The organism is Streptomyces capitiformicae (genome assembly GCF_002214185.1).
Lineage (GTDB): Bacteria > Actinomycetota > Actinomycetes > Streptomycetales > Streptomycetaceae > Streptomyces > Streptomyces capitiformicae.
This window is the reverse complement of sequence record NZ_CP022161.1, coordinates 6349609-6371931: the sequence shown is the minus strand read 5'-3', so window position 1 is coordinate 6371931 and position 22323 is coordinate 6349609. Positions and strand designations below refer to the sequence as shown.

Below are 22323 nucleotides of genomic sequence, written 5' to 3'. Positions count from 1 at the left end.
GGGCGGTTACTGCCGTGCGCCGACTGCGGGTGGGCGGGGGCTGATCGCGCGGTTCCCCGCGCCCCTTACGGGGCGCGGCCCAGCCCCGTCAGCCCAGGCGTGCGGCCAGTCCCCCCGTGCACCGCACCTCGTCCCCCGCCGTGATCAGCAACGCCTCCGTGTCCGGGAGGGACTCCAGCCACGCCAGGCCCTCCCGCGAACCCATCGCGAACGCCGCCGTCGCCCAGCAGTCCGCCCAGGTGAGGCGGGGGCCCACCACGGTCACCGAGACCAGGTCCGTCACGGCGGACTTGCCGGTACGGGGGTCGACGATGTGGGCGCCCCGTTCCGCCGTGCCGGAGGTGGCCACCGCCAGCCGGTCGGCGCGGGCGGCGGTGACGACGGCGGCCAGGCCACCGGGGCGCAGGGGGTCCGCCACACCGACCCGCCACGGCCGATCGGGGCCGGGCACGCCACAGAGCTGGACGTCCCCGCCACCGTTGACGCTGACCCCGACCGCACCGGCCTCGACCAGACGCAGGGCGGCCCGCTCGGTGGCCCATCCCTTGACCAGCCCGGTCGGATCGAAGCGGCCCTCGTACGTGGCGCTGAACCAGCCCTCGCTCAACCGCTCGGCCTCGGCGCACAGTTCGAGGACCTCGGCGACCTCCGGATCGCACTCCTCGATCGTCACTTCACCCCGGTCGAGCCGCGATATCTGGCTGTTCTCGCGGTAGGTGCTGAACACCTCGTCGACGGTGTGCAGCCCGGCCACCGCCTCTTCGAGCGCGGCCTTGACCGCAGTGGGCTCGCCTCCCCGTATGTCGAACGAGAAGACGGTGCCCATGACCTCCTCGGCGTGGCGCAGTTGGGAGAGAGGTACCGCGGCGGGGTCGGCCCCCGGATCAGCCACCGGCCTGGTCCAGCGCGGACTGGAGGGATTCCTTGTAGCCACCGCTGGTGTACGTGGCGCCCGAGACAGCATCGATGTCAGCGCTCCCTGCCGCTACGGCGTTCTGGTTGAGCTGGGGAATGGCCGTGCCACTGATCTGGGTGCTGCGCCCACCGCTGGGCTGCTGCAGCGCCTCGGCCTGGGTGATCTTGCCGCCGCTGACGGTGATACGGACCTGGACCGGCCCGTAGTCCGTCTGCACGGCGCTGCCCGTGAGCACCTGCGTACCCGTCGACTGCCCGGCCCCGGAGTCCGCGGCCCCGGAGTCCGCGGCCCCGGAGTCCGCGGCCCCGGAGTCCGCGGCGCCGCCGCCCGCGGCCCCTGAGTCCTCGGCGCCGCCGCCCGCGTCCTGCTGGCCGCCTGCCTCGACCTCGCCACCGGACCCCTCCCCGCTGCCGGCCTGGTCGAGGGCGGACTGGAGGGATTCCTTGTAGCCGGCGCTGGTGTAGGTGGCGCCGGAGACGGCGTCGATCGGTTTGCATGCACGCCGGGTGGGGTTGGCGGCGAGTGGTGCGTGGTGGGGCGTGGGGGTGAGGGGTTGGGGGGTGAAGGGGTGGGGGGTTGGTGGTGTGTGGGGGTGAGGGGGTGGGGTTGGTGGTGTGTGGGGGTGAGGGGGTGGGGTTGGTGGTGTGTGGGGGTGAGGGGGTGGGGTTGGTGGTGTGTGGGGTGCGGGGGCGTGGTGGGTGGCGGTGCGGTCGGGGGGCGGAGGGCTCAGGGGCGGCTGTTTTTCGATGAGGTCAGGGTCGTCTGGATTTCGGTGAGCATGTGGGCTGGGCGGTGGAAGACGTCCTCGGCGGTGTAGCGGAGGAGGCTGCGTACCTCTGGGCACTGGTGGAGTTGGTTGAAGCGGGTTACGTCGCGGCGGTGGGCCTCTCGGGTGCCGTGGTAGGCGTAGCCCTCGATCTCGATGGCCAGGCCCTCGGCTCGGAAGAGGAAGTCGAGGACGACTCGGCGGCCGTTCGGGGTGCGCAGCGTGACCTGGCTTTCGGGGTGGAGCCCCGCGTCGTACATGCGTAGGCGGGCGATGGTCTCGGCCGGTGATCCGGCGTGCGGGTCGCACAGCCGTAGTCGGTGGCGAGCCCGTACCGCTCCCCGGTGGGGAAGGTCGAGCGCGGACGCGATGGCGTCGAGGCGGGTGAGGGGTGCCCGGCGGGTCTGGCCGAACCGGCGGTGGGTGAGGGCGGACTCCACGGCGACGATCGCGTCGTCCCTGGGTGCGGTGCGCAGGAGGTCGGCCAAGGTGCGGGGCACGGTGGTGATGCGGAAGCCGTGCCGTTCCACGATGTCGTGCTCGGCGAGGGGGATTCGGTGCACTCGTACTCCGGTGCCCGCGCGGCGGAGCCCGAGTTCAGGGTCGGTGAACTCCAACGGCCGCTCTGTACTGGAGTCCAGGGTCTCGATCCACCACAGTTCGGCTGCGGAACGGTGGCTCACGACGAGGTGAGGGTTGAGCAACTGGAGGGCGCGGAGCCTTACGCCGTCATCGATTGGCCGCCCCGGCGGAGCCCACGCCCCGCCCCCGACCCGGGTCCATTCCTCCGCGGCCAACCGCCGGAAGAGGGCGCCCCGGGACCAGCCGGCCCCCAACGCCCACGAGGTCAGCAGCACATCTCTTTCGACCAGCGACAACAACCCCTTGCGCTCCACCCCCCAACTTTCGCGGAAGAGCCCAAGACCCCGCTTCAGCCTGTGGATAACTCCGGCGGAGGGGAGGGGCAAGGGGAAGGAGGTTGGTGATTGGCAGATTCGTCTCGCTGAAAGGGGATGGAAGGGCTGTCCAAGGGGGTGGATGGTGGGACGGAACTGCCAATTGCACCCCCGGCCCCCCGGCCCCCCGGCCCTCCGGCCCCGCCCCCCCGTTACGGGCGCACGACTCGGCCGCGGTGGCTCCCCCTCCGCGCCACCGCGGCCGATCCCCGTCGGGATGAAGGTCTGTTGGGTTACTTGCCGCCGTCCAGGTTCAGGGCGGGCGGGGCGGGCATGTTGATGTCCGACTTCGTTTCGATGGATTCTTCGGCGGGGTCGCCGGACGTGTCGGTGGGCGTGTCCTTGGGCGGCGTGGGCATGTTGATGTCGGACATCGACTGGATGGCGTCCGCGTCCTTGGGCGGGGCGGGCATGTTGATGTCGGACATCGACTTGATGACGTCCGCGTCCTTCTTCGTCTCGCTCATGTCCAGAGATCCTTCGCTGTGGTGACGAGTCAGCAAGGCCCGCCCGGAAACTCCCCCGAGGGCCGCCGGACGGGCTGTTCGGAGTTGCGACCTCAACTGGTCGCGCTCCTGGTCGGACCGTCTGCCCCCCGACGCGACGGTCTGGCAAGTAAGAGAGTGCCGGGGGGAGATAAACGAATGCTGAACGCCCCAGCTCCCTGTGCCGGATGCGGGGCGTTCAGGCCGCCGTCGCGGGGGCCAGCAGGGCCCGTACCTCCTCGGCCTCGGGGGCGCCGCTCTCCTCGTGGAGGTTGAGCGCCTCGCGCCAGCAGGCTCGGGCCCGGTCCACCTGGCCCAGGGTGGAGAGGGCTCGGCCCAGGAGGGTCAGGACGTTGCCTCGGGTGCGGTCGCCGCCGATGCATTCGAGGGCCAGGGCCTGTTCGGCGTGCTGGGCCGCCTGGGCCGGGCGGTGGGCGACGGCGTGGGCCTGGGCGATCCTGAAGTGGGTGGTCCCGGCCCAGAGGCGTTGGCGGTGCTCCTGGAAGATGGTCAGTGCCTCGGAGAACTGGGTGAGGGCCTCCGCGTGGCGGCCGGCCGCGGTCAGGGCCACACCCAGCGCGTAGTGGCCGTTGGCCAGCCGCATCGTGCTGCCCACCTCTATGTGGACGGCGAGGCCGCGCTGAGCGAACTCGACGGCCTTGGCGGTGTTGCCCATGCCCATGTAGGCGCGCGAGAGGTTGCACAGGGCCGTGGCCTCGCCCAGGCCGTTGCCGGCTGCCCTGAAGCCCTCTATGGCCTGGTCGAAGAAGAGCTTGCCGTCGTCGTAGCGGTGCTCGTGCAGGGCGATGACCCCCCGGCCCTGGGCGGCCCACGTGGTGGCGGTGGGGTCACCGGCGGCGCTCGCGCACTCCATGGTGAGCCGGGCCTCCTCCTCGGCCTGCCGGATACGGCCGGAGACGAGCAGGACGTTGGTGAGGATGGCCCTGACGCGGCCCTCCGCGCGGATGTCCCCGGCTGCTCGGGATGCCTCGAACATCGCCTTGGCCGTCATCTCGTACAGATGGGAACTCGCCCCGGACTCGCCCAGGTCCCGTGCCGCCCACAGGAGGTCCACCGCCCGTCGCAGGCGGGTCGAGCCCGCCGCCTGCCGTACGCAGGACAGCAGGGGGGCCGACTCCGTGTACAGCCAGTCGAGGGCCGCGGAGCCGTCGGTGAAGCGCAGCCCGGGGTACTCGGTGGCCTCCAGGTCGTCCACCAGCTGGTCCCTCGGCCGCTCGATCGCGTACACCTCCGCCGCCGTCGCCAGATAGAAGTCCAGCAACCGCGACATCGCCGCCTCCCGCTCGGCCGGCGGCTGTTCGTCCCGTTCGGCGCAGGCACGCGCGTAGAGCCGGACCAGGTCGTGGAAGCGGTAGCGGCCGGGGGCCGCCGACTCGAGGAGGGACGTGTCGACCAGGATCTCCAGGAGGTCCTCGGTGTCGACGGAGGGAAGGTCCAGTACGGCCGACGCGGCCGCCAAGGAAATGTCCGGGCCGTCGGCCAGGCCCAGCAACCTGAACGCCCTTGCCTGGGCCGGTTCCAGTTGGCCGTAGCCCAGTTCGAAGGTGGCCTTCACCGCCAGGTCACCGGCCTGGAGTTCGTCCAGGCGGCGGCGTTCGTCCGCGAGTTTCGTGGCCAGGACCGAGACCGTCCAGGTGCGGCGGGCCGCCAGGCGGGAGGCGGCGATACGGATGGCGAGGGGAAGGAAGCCGCAGGCCGCGACCACGTCCAGCGCGGCCTTGCGTTCGGCGGCCACACGTTCCGCGCCGACGATCTTCGTGAAGAGCCGGAGGGCCTCGTCCGGTGACATCACGTCCAGGTCGACCAGGTGCGCCCCGGCCAGGTCCACCATCCGGGTCCGGGCGGTGACCAGGGCCGCGCAGCCCGCCGTGCCCGGCAGCAGCGGGCGTACCTGGGCGGCGTCGCGGGCGTTGTCGAGCAGGACCAGGACCCGGCGGCCGTCGAGGACCGACCGGTACAGCGCGGCCCGTTCCGCCAGGGAGTCGGGGATCGCGGAGTCGGCGGTGCCGAGGGCGCGGAGGAAGGAGCCGAGGACGGTCTCCGGTTCGGCGGGGCGGGGGCCGGTGCCCTGGAGGTCGATGTACAGCTGGCCGTCCGGGAAGGCGTTGCGGGCCTGGTGGGCGACGTGGACGGCGAGGGTTGTCTTGCCTACGCCGCCTATACCCGCCAGCGCTGATACGGCCATGACCTGGCCCTCGGCCGCGGTCGCCGCCGACAGCACCTCGCTCAGCTCGGACACGAAGGACGCCCGGCCCGTGAAGTCCGGGACGGTGGCGGGGAGTTGGGCGGGGCGGACGGGGGATGCGGCCGGTTCCGGGGCGAGCGGGGCGGAGGGCTCGGCGAGGGCCGGGTCCGCCTGGAGGATGCGCTGCTGAAGCTCCCGCAGGCCGGGGCGCGGGTCCACGCCCAGCTCGTCGGCGAGCAGGCGGCGCGTGTCCGCGTACACGGCGAGTGCCTCGGCCTGGCGGCCGCTGCGGTACAGGGCGAGCATGAGCAGTTCGCGCAGGCGCTCCCGGAGGGGGTGGGCGGCGGTGAGGGCGGTCAGCTCGGACACCGCCTCGGCGTGGCAGCCCTGCTCCAGGTCCATGTCGAGGCGGGTCTCGACGAGTTGGAGGCGCCACTCGTCGAGACGGGCGCGCTGTGTTTCCGCGTACGGGCCGGGCAGGCTCGCCAGCACCTCGCCGTCCCACAGGCCCAGCGCCTGGTTCAGCAGCTGGCGGGCGTGGGACAGGTCGCCGGAGTTCTTGGCCTTCTCGGCGTCTGCCGCCAGGTCCTGGGCGACCGCGAGGTCCAGCGCGCCGCCCGCGAGGGAGCGGATCGCGTAACCGCCGGACTCGCTGACCAGTACGTCGGCGGAGAGGACCTTGCGCAGCCGCGAGGCGTACGTCCGTACGGCCGCCAGGGCCTGCGACGGCGGCTCGTCGCCCCAGAGCGCGTCGATCAGCTCGCTCGCGGTGGCCGTGCGGCCCTCGCGGAGCAGTAGGGCGGCCAGCAGCGCGCGTTGTTGGGGCGAACCCGTGGGGAGGGGCTCCGTCCCGCGCCAGGCCCGTACGGGTCCGAGCACGCTGAAGCGGAGCCCGGCGGCGTCGGCGTCGGCATCGCCGGCGTCCGGTTTCCCGCCCGGCGCCCCGTTCGGCCCGCGGGCGGCGTCGGGCGCCGGTGGGCGCGCGTCCCTGGGACTCCGCTGCTCCGGCACTCGCGGCCCACCGTCCTCCGGCACTCGCGCTTCACCGCCCATCGACGCCGCCCCTTAGGTCTCCCTGACAACCAAGCTAGTTTGCCTTGTTCATGGCAGATCCGTCAGCTGTGCGAGAGTGCGCTCACAGGTGGGCGCGCGGTGTATCACAAGGTCCACACAACCTCTCCTCGCGCATTCGCGAACCCCGGTCCGTCGCGGGTGGGTTTCCTCGCCCCCTACCCGTCCCATCCCAGGGGCGGCTGCCCCTTCGACCCCGCTCCTGGGGGGCTGCGCCCCCAGACCCCCGCCATCGCCCTTCGGGCTCGTCCTCAAACGCCGGACGGGCTGGAATTCGGGGGCGGTTGCTTCTTCGGCTTCCGCCTTCGGCTTCGGGGTCGTCCTTAAGGGCTGGGTGGCTGGGTTCGGGGGCGGTTGCTTCTTCGGCTCCTGCCTTCGGCCTTCGGGGTCGTTCTCAAGGGCCGGGCGGGCTGAACGGATAGCTGACGATCCGTCAGATCGGCGCTACCGTGACCCACATGGACACCATGGAGACGAGCGCCACGGAACCCACGATCGCCCCCGACTTCCCGAGGATCATCTCCGTCGACGACCACACGGTGGAGCCGCCGAACGTCTGGCAGGACCGCCTCCCGAAGAAGTACCGGGACACCGGCCCCCGCATAGTCCGGGCGCCGCTGAAGGAGATGACCTTTCTCGGCGGCCGCTTCAAGCCAGTCATGGGCGCGCCCGGCGACGACGGACCGATCGGCGACTGGTGGGTCTACGAGGATCTGCACCGCCCACTGACCCGCCTCGACACCGCGGTCGGGTACAGCAGGGACGAGATCAAACTGGAGGTCATCACCTACGAGCAGATGCGCCCCGGCTCGTACGACGTCCCGCAGCGCCTCGCCGACATGGACGTCAACCATGTCCAGTCCGCCCTCTGCTTCCCCACCTTCCCGCGGTTCTGCGGCCAGACCTTCACCGAGGCCGCCGACCGCGAACTCGGGCTGCTGGGCGTCCGGGCGTACAACGACTGGATGGTGGAGGAGTGGTGCGGTCCGGCGGCGCGGGGCCGCCTCATCCCCCTCACCCTCATACCTCTCTGGGACGCGGAGTTGGCGGCGGCGGAGGTCCGCCGCAACGCCGCCCGCGGCGTCCGGGCGGTCGCCTTCTCCGAAATACCCCCGCACCTCGGCCTGCCCTCCGTCCACACCGACGACTGGGACCCCTTCCTCGCCGCCTGCGACGAGACCGGCACGGTCGTCGCCATGCACATCGGCTCCAGCAGCCGTATGCCCTCCACGTCGGCCGACGCCCCGCCCGCCGTCGGCTCCACCATCACCTTCGCCAACTGCTGCTTCTCGATGGTCGACTGGCTGATGAGCGGCAAGTTCGAACGCTTCCCCAACCTCAAGGTCATGTACGCCGAGGGGCAGATCGGCTGGATCCCGTACATCCTGGAGCGCGCGGATGTGGTGTGGGAGGAGAACCGGGGCTGGGGCGGGGTCGCCGACAAGGTGCACCGGCCGCCGTCCGAGTTGTTCGCCGACCACGTCTACGGCTGCTTCTTCGACGACGCGTTCGGCCTGAAGAACCTCGACGCGATAGGTGTCGGCAACGTGCTGTACGAGACCGACTACCCCCACTCCGACTCCACCTGGCCCAAGTCCCGCGAGGTCGGGGAGGCCCAGATGGGGCACCTGGAGCCGGACGTGGTCGACCGGATCGTACGGCGGAACGCGATCGAGCTGCTGGGGCTGACGAAGGACGGGCTCTGGGCGGGGGCTTGAGTGGGGGGCGCGGAAGATGTGGGCTTCGGGTGAGGAATAAGAGGTAAGTGTGCCACTCGTGTGAACTGTCTGGTCATCGGATAGCATGACCGCCCTTGGGGGGCCAAGTGTGTTGCGGCTGCCCCCGTGCCGGTTTGCGCAGAGGATTCAGGGGCGTCAGTTGCCGTACACCGCAGAGATCAGCCGTACCAACCCCGGGTGCTTCATCTTCCTCGTGGATCAGTCCGCCTCGATGAGCGATCCCATGACCAGCGGTGAGGTGTCGCGACAGCGCGCCGAGGTCGTCTCGGACGCCATCAACCGGCTGCTGACCGAGCTGTCGGTCAAGTGCGCCAAGGAAGAAGGCGTACGCGACTACTTCCATGTCGCGGTCATCGGATACGGGCACAACCACGTCGGCTCCGCCTTCCAGGGAGCGTTGGCCGGCCGCGACCTCGTTCCACTGAGCGAGGTCGCGAACAACCCGGCCCGGGTGGAGAGCCGTACGAAGAAGGTGCCGGACGGCGCCGGCGGTCTGGTCGAGACGGCCGTGCAGTTCCCGGTGTGGATGGACCCGGTGACCAACGGCGGTACGCCCATGACGCGGGCACTCGGTTACGCGGACTCGCTGGTCGCGAACTGGGTCGAGGCGCACCCCGGGGGCTTCCCGCCGATCGTCCTCAACCTCACCGACGGCGAGTCCACCGACGGCGACCCGACCAGCGCGGCCATCGGCCTCGCCTCGCACGCCACGGCCGACGGCGCGGTGCTCCTGTTCAACCTCCATGTCTCGGGCAGCGGCGGCACCCCGGTCACCTTCCCGGACAGCGAGGAGGGACTGCCGGACACGTACGCGCGCCTGCTGTTCCAGATGTCGAGTGTGCTGCCCAGCCACATGCGCTCCTACGCGGCCTCGCAGGGCCACCGGGTCAGCGAGACGACCCGGGGCTTCGTCTACAACGCCGACATCGTCAACATCGTGGAGTTCCTGGACATCGGCACCCGCGCGACGGAGCTGCGCTGACCATGGGGGACCTCCCGGTGCTGCCGGACCGGCAGCTGCTGCGGGTGCCCAAGGCGGGCAGCCTGCGCGAGGAGTGCGAGGACGCCGGGCACATCTGGCCCGGTGATCCGCGCGTCGACGGCGAGGGGCGGGCCGTCACCTCGCTGTACGCGGCCGTGTCGGACGGCGCCTCGGAGAGCCTGCTCGCCGGCGCCTGGGCCGAACGGCTGGTCAACGACGTCGTCGAGTCCATGTGCCTGGCCGGTGACTGGTGGCAGGACCTCGGCGGCTTCGTCGGTGACCTCATCTCCCGTTCGGCGGACCGCTGGGACGCCTTCCTGACGTGGTACCAGGCCGACCGGGCCGAGCGGGGCAGGCCGATCACCTGGTACGAGCAGCCCGGCCTGGAGAAAGGGGCCTTCGCCACCGTACTGGGCGTCGAACTCCGGTCGTCCGTGGCGGAGAGCGGTGAGGTGAGCTGGGACTGGTATGCCTTCGCCCTCGGCGACAGCTGCCTCTTCCACCTGCGGGACGGCCAGGTCCACGGAGCCTTCCCGATCAACGACCTGGACGACTTCGGCATCACCCCGCAGCTCCTCGGCAGCCGCAACCATGACGTGGCACTGGTCGCCGAGCGGGTGAGGGTCGCCCACGGCACGCTGCTCCCCGGCGACGAACTCCTCCTCGCCACCGACGCGCTGGCCGCCTGGCTGCTGTCACCGCGCCCCGAACTTCCTGCTCCCGGAATGCTGTTGGCCGAACTCGCCGAACTCGGCGAGGAGTCCTTCGAGGAGTGGGTGAACGACCAGCGGGCGCGGTCCCGCATGCGAAACGACGACGTGACGCTCATCCGGATGAGGGTGAGAGCGGAGGGGTGATGGCGGTCTCCCACGGCGGCGGACCCGCCGCCGGATCCGGAGCGGTCAGAAAGTTCCCGACGGGCGCCAACTACGCGGAGGCCCTGCAGCATCCCGAGGTCTGCTTCCGCGACCCCGGCCTCAAGCACGGCACCGTCCAGCAGACCCCCGTACTGGGCCCGAAGGCGATCTCCGGCAACTTCGCCAGCGTCTTCTCGGTCACCGCCCCGGACGGACAGCGGTACGCCCTCAAGTGCTTCACCAGGGACAGCACGTCCCTCACCAGGCGGTACGCGGCCATCAGCTCCGCCCTCGGCGCCCTGTCACATACGTGGTCGGTGGGCTTCGAGTTCCTGGACGAGGGCGTGCTGGTCGCGGGGGAGTGGTACCCCGTGGTCAAGATGGCCTGGGTCCAGGGCACCGACCTCCTCACCTGGCTGGACCGCAACCGCACCGACACGGCCGCCGTCCAGGCCCTGGCCGACCGGTTCCTGGCTCTGGTGGCCGATCTCGACAAGGTCGGCATCGCTCACGGAGACCTCCAGCACGGCAACATCCTGGTGGCGTCCGACGGAACGCTTCACCTCGTCGACTACGACGGGATGTACGTCCCGGCCCTCAAGGGCGAGAAGGCCACCGAGAACGGCCACCGCAACTACCAGTCCCCGTCCCGCACGGCCGCCGACTTCGGCCCCGCGATGGACCGCTTCTCCGCCTGGGTCATCCAGCTCTCCCTGCTCGCCGTCGCCGCGGACCCCGGACTCTGGACCCAACTCCACGATCCGCAGGGCGAGTTCCTGATCCTCTCCGAGGCCGACTTCACCGAACCGGCCATGTCCCTGGCCTGGCCGATGCTGCTCGGCCACCCGGACGAACGGATCCGAGCCGTGGCCACCCGGGTCAGGAACCTCCTCGGGAAGCCGTGCTCCGCGCTGCCCGCCCTGACGCCGGACGCCGTGGCGCTCCCCAAGCAGCGCTCGGCATCGGGCAAGGGCAAGGGCAAGGCCACGGCCTGGGGCACCGCCAAGGGCGGGAGCCGGTCGGCGGCGACCGCGCCGCCGACCACCTCCGGCCCACTCCAGCAGGGTGTACCGGCCTGGATGGCGGGACACATTCCGGCGGCGGCCGCCGGGGGTACAGCAGCACAGGCCGGCCCGGGCCCCGCCGGGCAGCCCGCCCCTGGCTTCGGCCGGCGGCGCGCGGGTGACCTGGTCGTGGCGGCCTCCGCCCTGCTCGGCAACGCGGCCCCCGGCGCCCTCGCGCTGGCCGCCGTCCAGCCCTACGGCTACCTGCCCCTGACGCAGGGGATCGCACTCGCCGTGTCCGGGGCCGCGATCGGCCTCGGCCGACGGCTGCGCCCCGAGTGCCGTGACGCAAAGGCACGCGTACGCGAACTCCGCCTGCGCGCACGCGAGTTGAAGAATCCGTCCACGGCCCACCAGCGCCTGGAGAAGGACATCCGCAAGCTGGACGAGTCGGTCGCCAAGAACAACGCCGCCTCGGACAAACGCCTCCAGGCGCTGACCACCGAACTCAAGGACGGCCAGGCCCGCATCACCGTGGACCTGAACCGCAGTACCGGCCGGATCCAGAAACAGCTGACGGAACTGGCCACCAAGGAGGCGCGCCGGATCGCCGACGCGCTGGCGCCCGCGGTCCGGACACACATCCAGGAGAGGCTGCGCAGGACCTCGATCCAGGAGGCGCGCAAGCTCACCAACATGGGCGACAAGATGGTCCGGGCCCTGATGGACGCGGGGATCCGTACCGCCGCCGACTTCACGGGCGTGGCGTTCGCCCAGCAAGGGGGCGCCTACCTGGTCGGCACCAGCGGCCAGTGGATCCGCGTGCCGGGCATCGGCGAGGCCAGGGCCAACACGCTGGAGTCCTGGCGCCGGGGCCTGGAGCAGCGCGCCCGGGCCACCGCACCGACCAAGGTGCCGCCACCGGTCATGGCGAACATCCAGATCGAGATGGCCACCCTCCGGAACCAGCTGAACGACGAGCTGAAGCAGATCGAGACCGGCGCCCAGCGGAGCCGCGACGCCCTGAAGAACCGTATAGCCGACGAGCGGCAGCGGCTCACCGCCGAGCGGCAGCGGAGGGGTGTGGAGAGCCAGCGGCAGCGGGCCGAACTGATCCAACGTCAGAAGCGGTTGGCGGGCTCCGAGGCGGAGCTGGCGCGGGTGAGGACCGACCTTGCGACGGCGCGAGCGGAGACCCGACGCACCCTGGGCACCCGCAGATACGTGAAACTGCTGGCGACCGGTCGCTGAGAGGCGTGCACGCCGCTCACGGTGAATCCCCGTCACGTCGGCGGGGGTTCCCGTGCACCAGTCCGCCCGAGACCGGCGCGGTGCCGAGGTCCGCGCCGTCGCCGTCCTCGTGGCGCAGCACCCAGTCGTCGAGGTCGAGCGCGGCGTCCCGGGGGTGCCGTGCCACATGGGTCTGCCACCACCTCGCCTCGCCCGGAGCGCGGTCGACGGCCGTCGCGAATCGGTCGCGCGCGGTCTGCGGGGGCAGGTTCAGGAGCGCGCCGATGAGTCGCCAGTCGGCGCCGCCCAGTCGCTCGTACACGACGGCGGCTTCCAGGAACCGGTGTGCGGCAGTGAGTATCCGGTCGGCATCGGCCAGCACGGAGCCGGGGGCGCCGGTCGTGCCGTCCGGCCTCAGCTCGTGCTCGCCGACCGGGACGGCGGCGCGGGCGAGCTCGGCCAGTTCGTACGCCTCGTAGGCCATCACCAGCCTGGCCTGCGATGTGTCCGTGTACGGGACGCCGGTGCCGTCATCATCGTCCCCATGGTCTTCATGGCACTCGTCGCCGGTGGCCGTCATGTCAGCCGTCCAGGGCGCGCAGGAAGTACAGGACGGTCATCGTCACCGCTGTGGTCAGGACGATGGTGCGCAGGGCCCGGGCCGGGAGGCGCAGGGCGAGGTGGGCGCCCAGGTAGCCGCCGGCCAGGGCGCCGGTCAGCATCGTGGTCAGGAACAGGGGGGTGGCCAGGGCGTCCGAGGCGAGGAGTAAGAGGGCGCTCGCGCTGAGGTAGGCCGCCGCGACCTGGACGATGCGCATCGGGTTGGCGGTCGCGGGGTCGAGGCCGAGGGTGAGGCCCCACAGGGCGAGCATCAGGATGCCTACGGCTCCGCCGAAGTATCCGCCGTAGACGGAGAGCAGGAATTGGCTGAGCAGGAGGGCTTTCGGACCGAGGGCGTGCTGTCGGTTCGCTTGCCGGGCGAGCGTGGCCGAGGCCCGGCGCCCGAAGGCGAGGACGAGCGTGGCGAAGGCCAGGAGCCAGGGTACGGCGGCGTCGAAGGTGGTCGAGGGAAGGGCGAGCAGGAGGCCGGCGCCCAGTGCGCCGCCGAGCGCGCTGGTGGTGCTCAACGCCGTCGCGGAGACCGTTCCGACCTGCGGGATCTCGCGTCGGCAGACCCAGGCGCCGACCACCGAGCTGGGTACGAGGGCGATGGTCGAGGCCGCGTTCGCCGTCACCGGGGGCAGGCCCACCGCGACGAGGGCGGGCAGTGCCACGAACGTGCCGCCACCGCCGGCGGCGTTCAACACCCCGGCACCGACCCCGGCCAGCAGAACGAGCAGCAACTCGGACACCGGTCGAGCATCGCCTCGCGGGTGCGGGCTCCACAATGCGCGATTCACGTACCGAGCCTGAGGCTGTGCCTAAGGCTGTGCCTAAGGCTGGGGCTGGGGCTGGGGCCGGGGGTGCCGCAGGTGGTCGGGTCTCCGTGCTCTCTCAGCCGGCGTGAAGGATCCGGAAGCGGTCGGGTTCCGCCGGATCTCGATCAACGACCTGGATGGGTGGCCAGACCCATTGCCAGACGCTGATGCCCGGCGTGCGGGAGAAGTGGATCCGGCCGCGGGTGCCTTCGACTGCGACGCGCGGCCAGGATTCGGCGATGCGTGCCCGGTCCGTGCCGTGAGAACGCAGCACATCGGCGAGGACGGCGACCGTGTCGTAGCCCTCGAAGGCGACGAAGGAGGGCGCTTCGGCCAGCCGCTCGCGCAGGGCCGTCTCGACTCGTGCACCGAGGGGGCTGAGGCGCTCGGGCAGGTAGCGCAGGAACGGGATCGCGGTGCCGTCGTCGCCCAGCAGCGTCCCCCATTCGGCGAACTCCGGTTGCCCGGCCGGAGCACCGATCATGATCGCGGCGAGGCGCCGATCGCGGCGGACGGCCTTGACGATCGACACCGCCGGCTCCGGGTGGCCGACCAGGAGAAGGAGGGCTGTCGCACGGTTGTCGACGAGTTCGTCGCAGACGGCGGTGGGGGTGAGCGCGCGCGTGTCGAGTTCGATGACGGTGCCGCCGCGTGGAGCGAGGTGGTCCCGAAGGACGCGGACCCCTGACGCCCAGTAGACACTCGGCTGGGCTGCTATGGCGATTCGGCTGTGGCCCGCGCCGAGGAGGAAGTCCGCGTAGAGCTGCCAGCCGCGGGACTGCGGCGGGGAGAGGCGCGCGACCCATTCCGTCGGCTCCTCGGTGAGCGTGTCGAGAACCGCCGACGAGCAGAGGAACGGCAGGCCGAGGGCGTCGGCCCGGACAGCGGCGGCGCGAGCGACGACGCTGTGATACTCCCCCGTCAAGGCGGCCACGCCCAGGCGAGCCAGTTCATCCACGGCCGCCGCGGCCCGCTGCGGATCAGCCGCGGTGTCCCGGACCACCAGCTCGAGCGGTCTTCCGCCGATCCCGCCGGCCTCATTGACTTCCCTGACGGCCAGTTCGAGTCCAGCGAGCAGGTGGTGGCCCGCCTCGGCCCAGCCGGGCCGAGTCAGCGGAACGAGGACGCCGATCCGGACGGATGATCCGTCAGTCCGCTCCGCTCCAGGTGGCGATGAGGACGGTGAGGACAGTGAGGGCGATGAGGGCGATGAGGGCGTATTCATGCGTGCAGTCACCTCGGCAAGCCAAGATCATCCGGATGTGCAGCCTACCCAACGGCACTGGGCCGGGCCCGGGCCCGGTTCTAGAGTGGCGCGGGTGCGCTACGACCTCGACGATCTGCGGCTCTTCCTCGGCATCGTGACCGAGGGGTCGATCACGGCGGGCGCCCGCCGGATGCATCTGAGCCTGCCCTCGGCCAGCGCCAGGGTGCGCGCGCTCGAACATCACGCCGGAGTGGCTCTGTTGATCCGGGGCCGGCGGGGAGTGCGCCCCACACCGGCGGGGACCGCGCTGGCCCGGCACGCGCGCGAGGTGCTCGACCGGACGGCCCGCCTCGAAAGCGCCGTCGCGAGCTACGCCCGGCCCCGGACCGCCCCCCTCACCCTGCTGGGCGGCGGCTCCGCCATGCACCGGCTGGTGCCGAGAGCTCTGCTCTCGTTCCTGCGGGCCCACCCGGACGTCGATGTCACCGTCGCCGAGAGCCGCACCCCGCGGACGGTGCGGATGCTCGTGGCGGGCGAGGCGGATCTCGGGGTCGTCGTCGACAACGAGGCCCGCGACCGGGGCCTCGTCATGGAACCCCTCGGCGACGACTCCCTCGTCGTCATCGGCCAGGTCGGCGGGATTCTCGCCGGGCGCACGGCGCTGACGTACGGCGAGGCCGCCGAGCATCCCCTCGTCGGACTCGACGCCGCGTCGTCGCTGCGCCGCTGGATCGAGAAGCACATCGAGAAGCACATCGGGCCGCACGCCCCGGCGCCGCGCTACCGCACCACCGTCGCCGACCTCGGCACCCTCGTCGCCCTCGCGGCCGCCGGCGTCGGGCTCGCCGTCGTTCCGCGCCGCGCCCTCGACCCCGGCCCCGACCGGCAGACCCTCGACATATGCGCCCTGCAGGACTCCTGGGCCCGCCGGCACCACCTGCTGGCCTGGGGCACGAACGCCCGCACCTCCCCCTCGGCACCGGCCGTCGAGGCACTCGCCGAACATCTGCGGAGGGCGGCCCGTTCGCTGCCGGAGTCCGGGCCGGAGCCTCACCAACCCCTTGTCTGACGGACCGTCAGCTACGACCATGGGGGCGGTCGGTGGTCGGCCTGCTGAGCCGTCAGTCAAGGGGTGCCTCATGCGAGTTCCGTCCGGCGGTCGACTGGTCTACGGGATGCAGCTGCCCGTCCAGTCCCAGAGCACCCTGTACGCCGAGCCCTGGGAGGCGGACGCCGGGGTCGGGGATCTGGTCGAGATCGCGCGGGCCGCCGACCGGGCCGGCTTCGCGTACCTCGCGAGCTGCGACCACGTCGCCATCCCTCGCCGTCTCGCCCCCGCGATGGGGACGGTCTGGTACGACCCGGTCGCCACCCTCGCCTTTCTTGCGGGGGTCACCGAGCGGGTGCGGCTGCTGAGCCATGTCGCGGTGGTGGGGCTGCGGCATCCGCTGCTGACGGCCAAGCAGTACGCGACCCTCGACCACCTCTCGGGCGGGCGGCTGATCCTCGGGGCCGGGGCCGGGCATGTGCGGGAGGAGTTCGAGGCGCTGGGGGTGGACTTCGAACGGCGGGGAGCGGTGCTGGACGAGTCACTCGACGCGCTGCGGGCGGCGCTGGGGCCGGAGGAGTTCCCCTCGTACCAGGGGAAGCTGTACGACTTCGAAGGTCTGGGACAGCGGCCCCGGCCCGCGCAGGAGCGGGTACCGATGTGGGTGGGCGGCTCGTCGCCGGCCGCCGTCCGCCGGGCGGCCGTACGCGGGGACGGCTGGCTGCCGCAGGGAGACCCGCGCGACCGCCTCCCGGCGCAGATCGCCCGGCTGCGGCGCCTGCGGGAGGAAGCGGGGACGGCCGGCCGGCCCTTCGTGGTGGGTGCCATCACCGAGCCCCTGTACGTCGGTGAGCCGAGCTGGGACGTCGGCCGCCGCACGCTCACCGGTCCACCTCAAGCCCTCGCCGACTCGCTGCGCGCGTACGCGGAGATGGGCGTGGACCAGATCCAGGTGCGCTTCCGCAGCCGTGGCCGGGGCGAGCTCGTCGATCAGATGGCGGCGTTCGGGGCCGAGGTCGGGCCGCTGTTGTAGTCCCATGCCCTCTGCTCCCCGCCAGGGCTCGTCACCTGGGTTCGCAGGCGTGGAACCCCGGACAGGGGTACTGGTCAATCCATGACGCGAATCATAAAACTGGGGCATAAAGGGCAAGCGTCCGGTGACGGTGGTACTCACCGGCGAGGACACGCGAAAGTCGGGCGGCGGCCGCCTGCCACCCCACGTGAGAGCCGGGAGCCGGATGCGAAGTACGGCTCCGAGCCGGAACCGGACACGAAGCCGAAGTACGGCCCGGAGCCGGAAGTGGAGCAACGGGCTCCGGACGCTCCGACGGAGCTGGGCAAGAAGTCGTGGTGGGCGGTGCTGCGCCGGACGAGGAGCGAGTTCAAGAAGGACGAGCTCACCGACCGGGCGGCGGCCCTGACCTACTACGGAATCCTGTCGCTCTTCCCGGCACTGCTCGTGCTGGTCTCGCTGCTCGGCATCACCGGCGCGTCGACCACGGACAGGGTACTGAGCAACCTCACCGAGTTCACCCCGGGCGCCGCACGCGAGGTGATCACCAACGCGGTGCGGCAACTGCAGGGCAACGCCGGGCTCGGCTCGGTGATGGCGATCGTCGGCCTGGTGCTGGCGGTGTGGTCGGCCTCCGGTTATGTCGCGGCGTTCATCCGTACGGCCAACGCCGTCTACGACGTCCCCGAGGGCCGGCCGGTGTGGAAGGTGCTGCCGGTCCGTGTGGCTGTCACCGTGGTACTCATGGTCCTGGCGGTCATCAGCGCGCTGATCGTGGTCTTCACCGGCCCTCTGGCCCGTCAGGCCGGCACCACGCTGGGTATGGGGGACACCGCGCTGACGGTGTGGTCGATCGCCAAGTGGCCGGTGCTGGTGCTGCTGGTCACCATCATGATCGCGATCCTGTACTGGGCGACGCCGAACGCGCGGGTGAGGGGCTTTCGCTGGGTCACGCCGGGCAGCTTCCTGGCGCTGCTGATCTGGATGATCGCCTCGGCCGGGTTCGCGTTCTACGTGGCGAATTTCGCCTCCTACAACAAGACCTACGGGACGTTCGCCGGGATCATCGTCTTCCTGGTGTGGCTGTGGATCACCAATCTGGCGATCCTCCTCGGCCTGGAATTCGACGCCGAAACCTCCCGCCAGCGGGCCATCGCCGGCGGCCATCCCGAGCGGGAGGAGCCGTACGTCGAACCGCGCGACACCCGTAAGTGGGACGAGGAGGACGAGCAGCGCCTCATGGACCAGGGCGGAAATGACCAGGGCGGAAAGGACCAGGGCTGACCGCTGCGGCCGTCGGCTTCACCGCCGCGATCATGCCCATCTGGCCCGCCGTGGGCGGGTACCGTCTGCGCCATGCCCGCGGTGACGGTCGCCGCCGAGCGGGTGCACAGCGGTGCCCCCTGCCGTTCCTCTTGACTGAGCAGGAGCGAGTCCGCTCGTCCGATCCCAGGAGGCCCCCGCGGCCGGAGGCCGCTATGGACACTGCCCTGTACGACCTGCCTGTACGACCTGGCCAAATGGGTACGGCCAGAGGCGACGGGGAGGCCCTGAACCATCACTCCGGCGGATCGGGGGCCCCGCCTGCTGGCGCCGTACCCGGCGTCCCAGATCGCACGATCACGTTGACCCGGACGGCCCAGGACGCCGCAAACCCGGATGCCGACCATCACACGGTCGAGTTAAGCCGCCCTCGTGCACGCTCCCCCGCAAGCAGCTGACAACCCCGCGGATGTCGTCACCGGGGTCGTGATCGGGCTCGCCGCGGCAGGGCTCGTCCGGGCCGCGCCCCGGTTGCTGCTGCGCCACCTGGGGTGAAGAGGGCGGCGCCGGGCGGGATGGACCGGCTGAGGCCGGGTACCCGGGCGACATTGACGGATGACCGCAAAGCAAGGGCGAGCGATACGGGCGCGGCGGCGGGCTCCTCGGCGGCGCCGGCCCCTTCGGGGCGCTGACCCCGCAGGCCCTGGTGGCCACCACGATCACCATCCCCATCGACCGGCAAGAAGGAGATCGACAAGGCCGGCTCTCCCGCACCACAGGAAACCGTGGACAGAGTGAAGGCCGACATGAAGGAGATCAAGGAGAGGACGCAGCAATGACCCGGCACCAGGACAAGCCACAGGACACCAACGCCCAGACCCCCGAGGAACTGCGCGAACAGGTGGAACAGACCCGCCAGGAGCTCGGAGAGACCGTCGAGGCGCTGGCCACGAAGAGCGATTTCAAGGCCAGGGCGCAACACAGGGCCGCCGCCGTGAAAGGGCAGGCGGGCCATGTGGCGACCCAGGTACGGGACAGGGCCGCCCACACCGCCCACACGGTGCGGGAGCGGACCCCCGAGCCCGTACGGCAGAAGGCCGGCCAGACGGTCGTCCAGGTCCGCGACAAGGCCGCCCACGCCGCGCGGACCGTGCAGGACAAGGCCCCCGAACCCCTGAGGCAGCGGGCCGACCAAGGCGCCCGCATGGCGCGCGAGAACCGCACCGCGCTGCTCGCCGTCACGGCCGGGCTGCTGGCCCTGGCGCTGATGCGCCGTCGCAGGAAGGCACGTCGATGAAAGTCTCCAAACTCGCCTACAAGCCGGTCGGCCTGGGCCTCGGCGCGGTCAGCGGCATGCTCTCCGGCGCCTTGTTCAAGCAGGCGTGGAAGAAGCTCGGCCACGAAGAGGACGCACCCGACGCCACCGACGAGGAACGCACCTGGCGCGAGGTCCTGCTCGCCGCCACCCTGCAGGGCGCCATCTTTGCGGCCGTCAAAGCCGCCGTCGACCGCTCCGGGGCCACCGCCACCCGCCGCCTGACCGGAACCTGGCCCGGCTGACCCGATCCGGCCACCTCAGACCTCATTGAACTTTTGAACATGTCCACGCCGGGATGCGTATCCATGGACGTCACGACTTCGGCGGAAGGACCCGCGAGTGCGATCCCCCCGGCACGTCCGAACGTCCCAGCACAGCCCGTCCTCGCACCATGCGGCGCTCGGCTCGTCGGTTCGCCCCCAGGGCCTGTCCGTCGCGCTCGCATGTGCCCAGCGTGACTGGCCGCACCGTGACTGGCCCGCCCGCGACGACCCGTACGTGCGCCGCGCGCTGCACATGGCGCCGCCCTACCGGGGGCTCCATGAGGCCGACGTCGATGTCGTGATCCTGCGCTGCGAGGATCCGGCGGTCTCCTTCGCGGGGCTGCTGAAGGCCATGGGGGCCATGAGCGCGCCGGTGATCGTCATCAGCCCACGCAGGGACAGCGAGACGGTCGTCGAGGCTTTCCGGGGCGGGGCGGGCTATCTGGTCGAGGGCGACTACTGCACCTGCATGCTCTCCTCGGCGGTCATGGCCGCCACGGTCGGCCACACCTACCTCTCGCCGAGCGCCTGCGCCGCCCTCCGGGACGCGGCCCACGGGATGCCGGACGAGTCGGCCGCCGAGGAGGCGGTGGAACGGCTGCGCTCGCTGCTCTCCCCCCGGGAACGGCAGATCATGGAACTCCTCTCCACCGGCCTCGGCGCCCAGGAGATCGGTCTGCGGTTACGGCTCAGTGAGAAGACCGTCCGCAACAACCTCAGCAACATCTACGCCAAGTTGGACGTCCGGGGGAGTACGGAGGCGGTACTGAGGTGGCTGGGAGCCGCCTCCGTGGTTCGTGTGTGACTCCCCGGGTTCGCGTATGAGAACGCACGGATGAGAACGCACGGATGGGATCGAGCCCCCGCGTCCCCGCGAGGGCTCGATCCCATTCACACCAGTCGGCTGCCGCTCTTGCGCCGACTGTTTGTCTCCTCTTCCGGGCTGGGTTTCTCCTATTCCGGAGATATCTCCGACAGCGGGATTTCCACGTCGTTCACATTCGCGCCGCCCTCGCCGAACCCCGGTTCGGCACGGACGCTGTTCTGGTTCTTGAGGATTCCGTCGGCCTGGGGCGTACCGCACTGCACGTTCCGCAGCCAGAGGCGGCCGTCCGGAGTTCCGCTCTTCAGGAGCTGCGGATAGAAGACGTGAACGTTCGTGGCTCCCTCACTGGGAGAGAAGAAGACCTTCTGGCCGTCCTGTGCCTCCTTGTACGTCGCCCGCAGGAATCCGCTCACGTCGGTGCGCTTGTGAGACCACATGAAGAAGGCGATGTGGTCCGCCTTGACGGTGTCGCTCCTGGTGAAGGAGAACGAGGACGTGGTGTCGTCGCGCTTGATGTTGATTTCCGACGTGCTGAACTGGAGGCCGACCTCGAAGAACGAGTTCCCCAGCTTTGTGCTGCCGTCCACGCTGAAGCCGTTCTCCAGCTGAATGGTGCGGGTCACGGAGGCGGTGCCGCTGAAGGACTTGGTCGCCGGCGTGCTGACACCGCAGTTGTCGGTCACGGACGTGACCCGCTCGTTGGGACCGAGACTGTTGGCCTTGTTCTGAACGGGGACGAACTCGCAGTTCTCCAGCTTGTCCGAGTCCGTACGGCAGTCCGTGGCCACCTCGTCGGGGGTGGCGGCACCCGCGCTGTACATCAGCGGGACGGCCAGCCCGAGGGCGGCGACCGGCGCCAGGGCGAGGGTGATGCGCTTCTTCTTGCTGCGGTGGCTGCCGCTGCGCCCGGTGCGTGACATGCGTGTCTCCTACTGGGGGAGGGGAGGGGAGGGGAGGGGAGGTGGGGGGAGGGGAGGTGGGGGAGATGGGGGAGAGGAAGAGCGGGGGGAGCGTCAGCAGTCCTCCAGTACGACCTTGGAGGTGCCGTCCGCGAGCGCGGGCGTGCCTGCGGCACTCTCCAGGATGACCGGACCTTCGACCACTTCCGGGGCCACGAAGTTCTGCTCGGGTGTGGCGTTGGTGGTGGTCGTCGCCTCGCGGGCGTTGATACGCACGCGCCATTCGCCGGTCATGCGCTGCATCTTCGGTGTGAACGTCACGTGCATGATCTTGCCGACGGGGACTTCCCGTTGTTCCGACTCGCTGGCGGTGGCCGACTTGACGGTCATGTCCAGCGTGCCCTTGTGCTTCACCCAGGATCCGCTCAGGGCACCGAAGAGACCGCCGGCGGCGCCCTGCCTGGTCACTCGGCTTATGCCCTGTCCCTGAGCCACCGCCTTCGAGAACTCGGTGGTCACCTTCGACGGTTCGGTGGCGTTGGGCTCGCAGTTCGGGAAGTCGACGGTGACCTTCTCCGTGGGACCGTCGAAGACCTCGAACTTCGTCTCGACGAAATCACAGGTGTCGGACTGGAAACCATCACCCAGGCCGCCTCCGAAATCAGCTGTTGTCTGCTTCTTTCCGTTGAGGACCGCGGTCCTTTCGCACATCCCCATGATCTCGTCGGGTGTCTTCTCCCCGGCCGCGTTGGCCGACGGGAGCAGCACCGCGACGGCAGCCGCACCGGTAGCCAGTGAAGCGCCGATGGCGATGTACCGGACCTTCTTGTTCCTGAACCGCCTCTTGGCCATGTGGG

The 22323-nt window shown here is 70.9% G+C and carries 21 protein-coding genes and 1 pseudogene; 11 read left to right on the top strand and 11 right to left on the bottom strand.

Annotated elements, in window-relative coordinates:
* Window positions 1–88: 88 nt before the first annotated feature.
* The 6 genes and pseudogenes from CES90_RS28345 to CES90_RS28325 form a co-directional block, all read right to left on the bottom strand.
* Window positions 89–892 (bottom strand): FAD:protein FMN transferase, encoded by an 804-nt coding sequence (locus CES90_RS28345; RefSeq protein WP_189785938.1) that lies wholly within the window; start codon window positions 890–892, stop codon window positions 89–91.
* Window positions 885–1151, bottom strand: coding sequence for an FMN-binding protein (locus CES90_RS49965; protein WP_232791423.1), 267 nt, complete (start codon window positions 1149–1151; stop codon window positions 885–887). Before CES90_RS49965 ends, CES90_RS28345 begins: the two co-directional genes overlap by 8 nt.
* Before the next feature lie 192 nt (window positions 1152–1343).
* Window positions 1344–1760: pseudogene (locus CES90_RS49960) on the bottom strand (hypothetical protein); the annotation flags it as partial.
* Window positions 1643–2578 carry a hypothetical protein gene (locus CES90_RS28335; protein WP_229914245.1) on the bottom strand — a complete coding sequence of 312 codons (936 nt, stop codon included), beginning with the start codon at window positions 2576–2578 and terminating at the stop codon, window positions 1643–1645. The pseudogene CES90_RS49960 and the gene CES90_RS28335, both read right to left, overlap by 118 nt.
* Before the next feature lie 293 nt (window positions 2579–2871).
* Entirely contained in the window at window positions 2872–3105 is a 234-nt protein-coding gene (locus tag CES90_RS28330; RefSeq protein WP_189786576.1) for a hypothetical protein, read from the bottom strand.
* 217 nt (window positions 3106–3322) lie between these two features.
* Entirely contained in the window at window positions 3323–6382 is a 3060-nt protein-coding gene (locus CES90_RS28325) for an AfsR/SARP family transcriptional regulator (protein ID WP_189786577.1), read from the bottom strand.
* A gap of 476 nt (window positions 6383–6858) precedes the next feature.
* Between CES90_RS28325 and CES90_RS28320 the strand changes: the two genes are divergently transcribed.
* From CES90_RS28320 to CES90_RS28305, 4 genes are all read left to right on the top strand, one after another.
* Entirely contained in the window at window positions 6859–8118 is a 1260-nt protein-coding gene (locus CES90_RS28320; protein WP_189786578.1) for an amidohydrolase family protein, read from the top strand.
* Window positions 8119–8278: 160 nt separating this feature from the next.
* Complete coding sequence (locus tag CES90_RS28315; protein WP_189786579.1) at window positions 8279–9121, top strand: vWA domain-containing protein; 843 nt, start codon at window positions 8279–8281, stop codon at window positions 9119–9121.
* Window positions 9122–9123: 2 nt separating this feature from the next.
* Window positions 9124–9978 (top strand): hypothetical protein, encoded by an 855-nt coding sequence (locus tag CES90_RS28310; protein WP_189786580.1) that lies wholly within the window; start codon window positions 9124–9126, stop codon window positions 9976–9978.
* Window positions 9978–12233, top strand: coding sequence for a hypothetical protein (locus CES90_RS28305; protein ID WP_189786581.1), 2256 nt, complete (start codon window positions 9978–9980; stop codon window positions 12231–12233). The genes CES90_RS28310 and CES90_RS28305 overlap by 1 nt, the downstream gene beginning before the upstream one ends.
* 16 nt (window positions 12234–12249) lie before the next feature.
* Here CES90_RS28305 and CES90_RS28300 read toward each other — a convergent pair whose 3' ends face one another.
* The 3 genes from CES90_RS28300 to CES90_RS28290 all read right to left on the bottom strand — a co-directional run bounded on the left by CES90_RS28300 (window position 12250) and on the right by CES90_RS28290 (window position 14744).
* On the bottom strand, window positions 12250–12792 hold the full coding sequence (locus CES90_RS28300; protein ID WP_229914246.1) for a hypothetical protein: 543 nt from the start codon (window positions 12790–12792) through the stop codon (window positions 12250–12252).
* A 1-nt stretch (window position 12793) separates the two neighbouring features.
* Window positions 12794–13564: a sulfite exporter TauE/SafE family protein gene (locus CES90_RS28295; protein WP_189786582.1), complete on the bottom strand. Its 771-nt coding sequence runs from the start codon at window positions 13562–13564 to the stop codon at window positions 12794–12796.
* A 142-nt stretch (window positions 13565–13706) separates the two neighbouring features.
* Window positions 13707–14744, bottom strand: coding sequence for an ABC transporter substrate-binding protein (locus CES90_RS28290; protein ID WP_408646661.1), 1038 nt, complete (start codon window positions 14742–14744; stop codon window positions 13707–13709).
* A 205-nt stretch (window positions 14745–14949) separates the two neighbouring features.
* Between CES90_RS28290 and CES90_RS28285 the strand changes: the two genes are divergently transcribed.
* From CES90_RS28285 to CES90_RS28260, 7 genes are all read left to right on the top strand, one after another.
* Entirely contained in the window at window positions 14950–15906 is a 957-nt protein-coding gene (locus CES90_RS28285) for a LysR family transcriptional regulator (protein WP_189786584.1), read from the top strand.
* 70 nt (window positions 15907–15976) lie between these two features.
* Window positions 15977–16918 carry an LLM class F420-dependent oxidoreductase gene (locus tag CES90_RS28280; RefSeq protein WP_189786585.1) on the top strand — a complete coding sequence of 314 codons (942 nt, stop codon included), beginning with the start codon at window positions 15977–15979 and terminating at the stop codon, window positions 16916–16918.
* 81 nt (window positions 16919–16999) lie between these two features.
* Complete coding sequence (locus CES90_RS28275) at window positions 17000–18181, top strand: YihY/virulence factor BrkB family protein (RefSeq protein ID WP_189786586.1); 1182 nt, start codon at window positions 17000–17002, stop codon at window positions 18179–18181.
* 411 nt (window positions 18182–18592) lie between these two features.
* Window positions 18593–18715: a hypothetical protein gene (locus CES90_RS51345; RefSeq protein ID WP_268257048.1), complete on the top strand. Its 123-nt coding sequence runs from the start codon at window positions 18593–18595 to the stop codon at window positions 18713–18715.
* Between the two features lie 280 nt (window positions 18716–18995).
* Window positions 18996–19457, top strand: coding sequence for a DUF3618 domain-containing protein (locus CES90_RS28270; RefSeq protein WP_189786587.1), 462 nt, complete (start codon window positions 18996–18998; stop codon window positions 19455–19457).
* The gene (locus CES90_RS28265; protein ID WP_189786588.1) at window positions 19454–19720 is read left to right on the top strand and encodes a DUF4235 domain-containing protein; all 267 of its coding nucleotides are present in this window, start codon (window positions 19454–19456) and stop codon (window positions 19718–19720) included. Before CES90_RS28270 ends, CES90_RS28265 begins: the two co-directional genes overlap by 4 nt.
* 97 nt (window positions 19721–19817) lie before the next feature.
* Window positions 19818–20546, top strand: coding sequence for a response regulator transcription factor (locus tag CES90_RS28260; RefSeq protein WP_189786589.1), 729 nt, complete (start codon window positions 19818–19820; stop codon window positions 20544–20546).
* Between the two features lie 149 nt (window positions 20547–20695).
* Here CES90_RS28260 and CES90_RS28255 read toward each other — a convergent pair whose 3' ends face one another.
* Window positions 20696–21487 carry a hypothetical protein gene (locus CES90_RS28255; RefSeq protein WP_189786590.1) on the bottom strand — a complete coding sequence of 264 codons (792 nt, stop codon included), beginning with the start codon at window positions 21485–21487 and terminating at the stop codon, window positions 20696–20698.
* Between the two features lie 93 nt (window positions 21488–21580).
* Window positions 21581–22318 carry a hypothetical protein gene (locus CES90_RS28250; RefSeq protein WP_189786591.1) on the bottom strand — a complete coding sequence of 246 codons (738 nt, stop codon included), beginning with the start codon at window positions 22316–22318 and terminating at the stop codon, window positions 21581–21583.
* Window positions 22319–22323 lie beyond the last annotated feature (5 nt).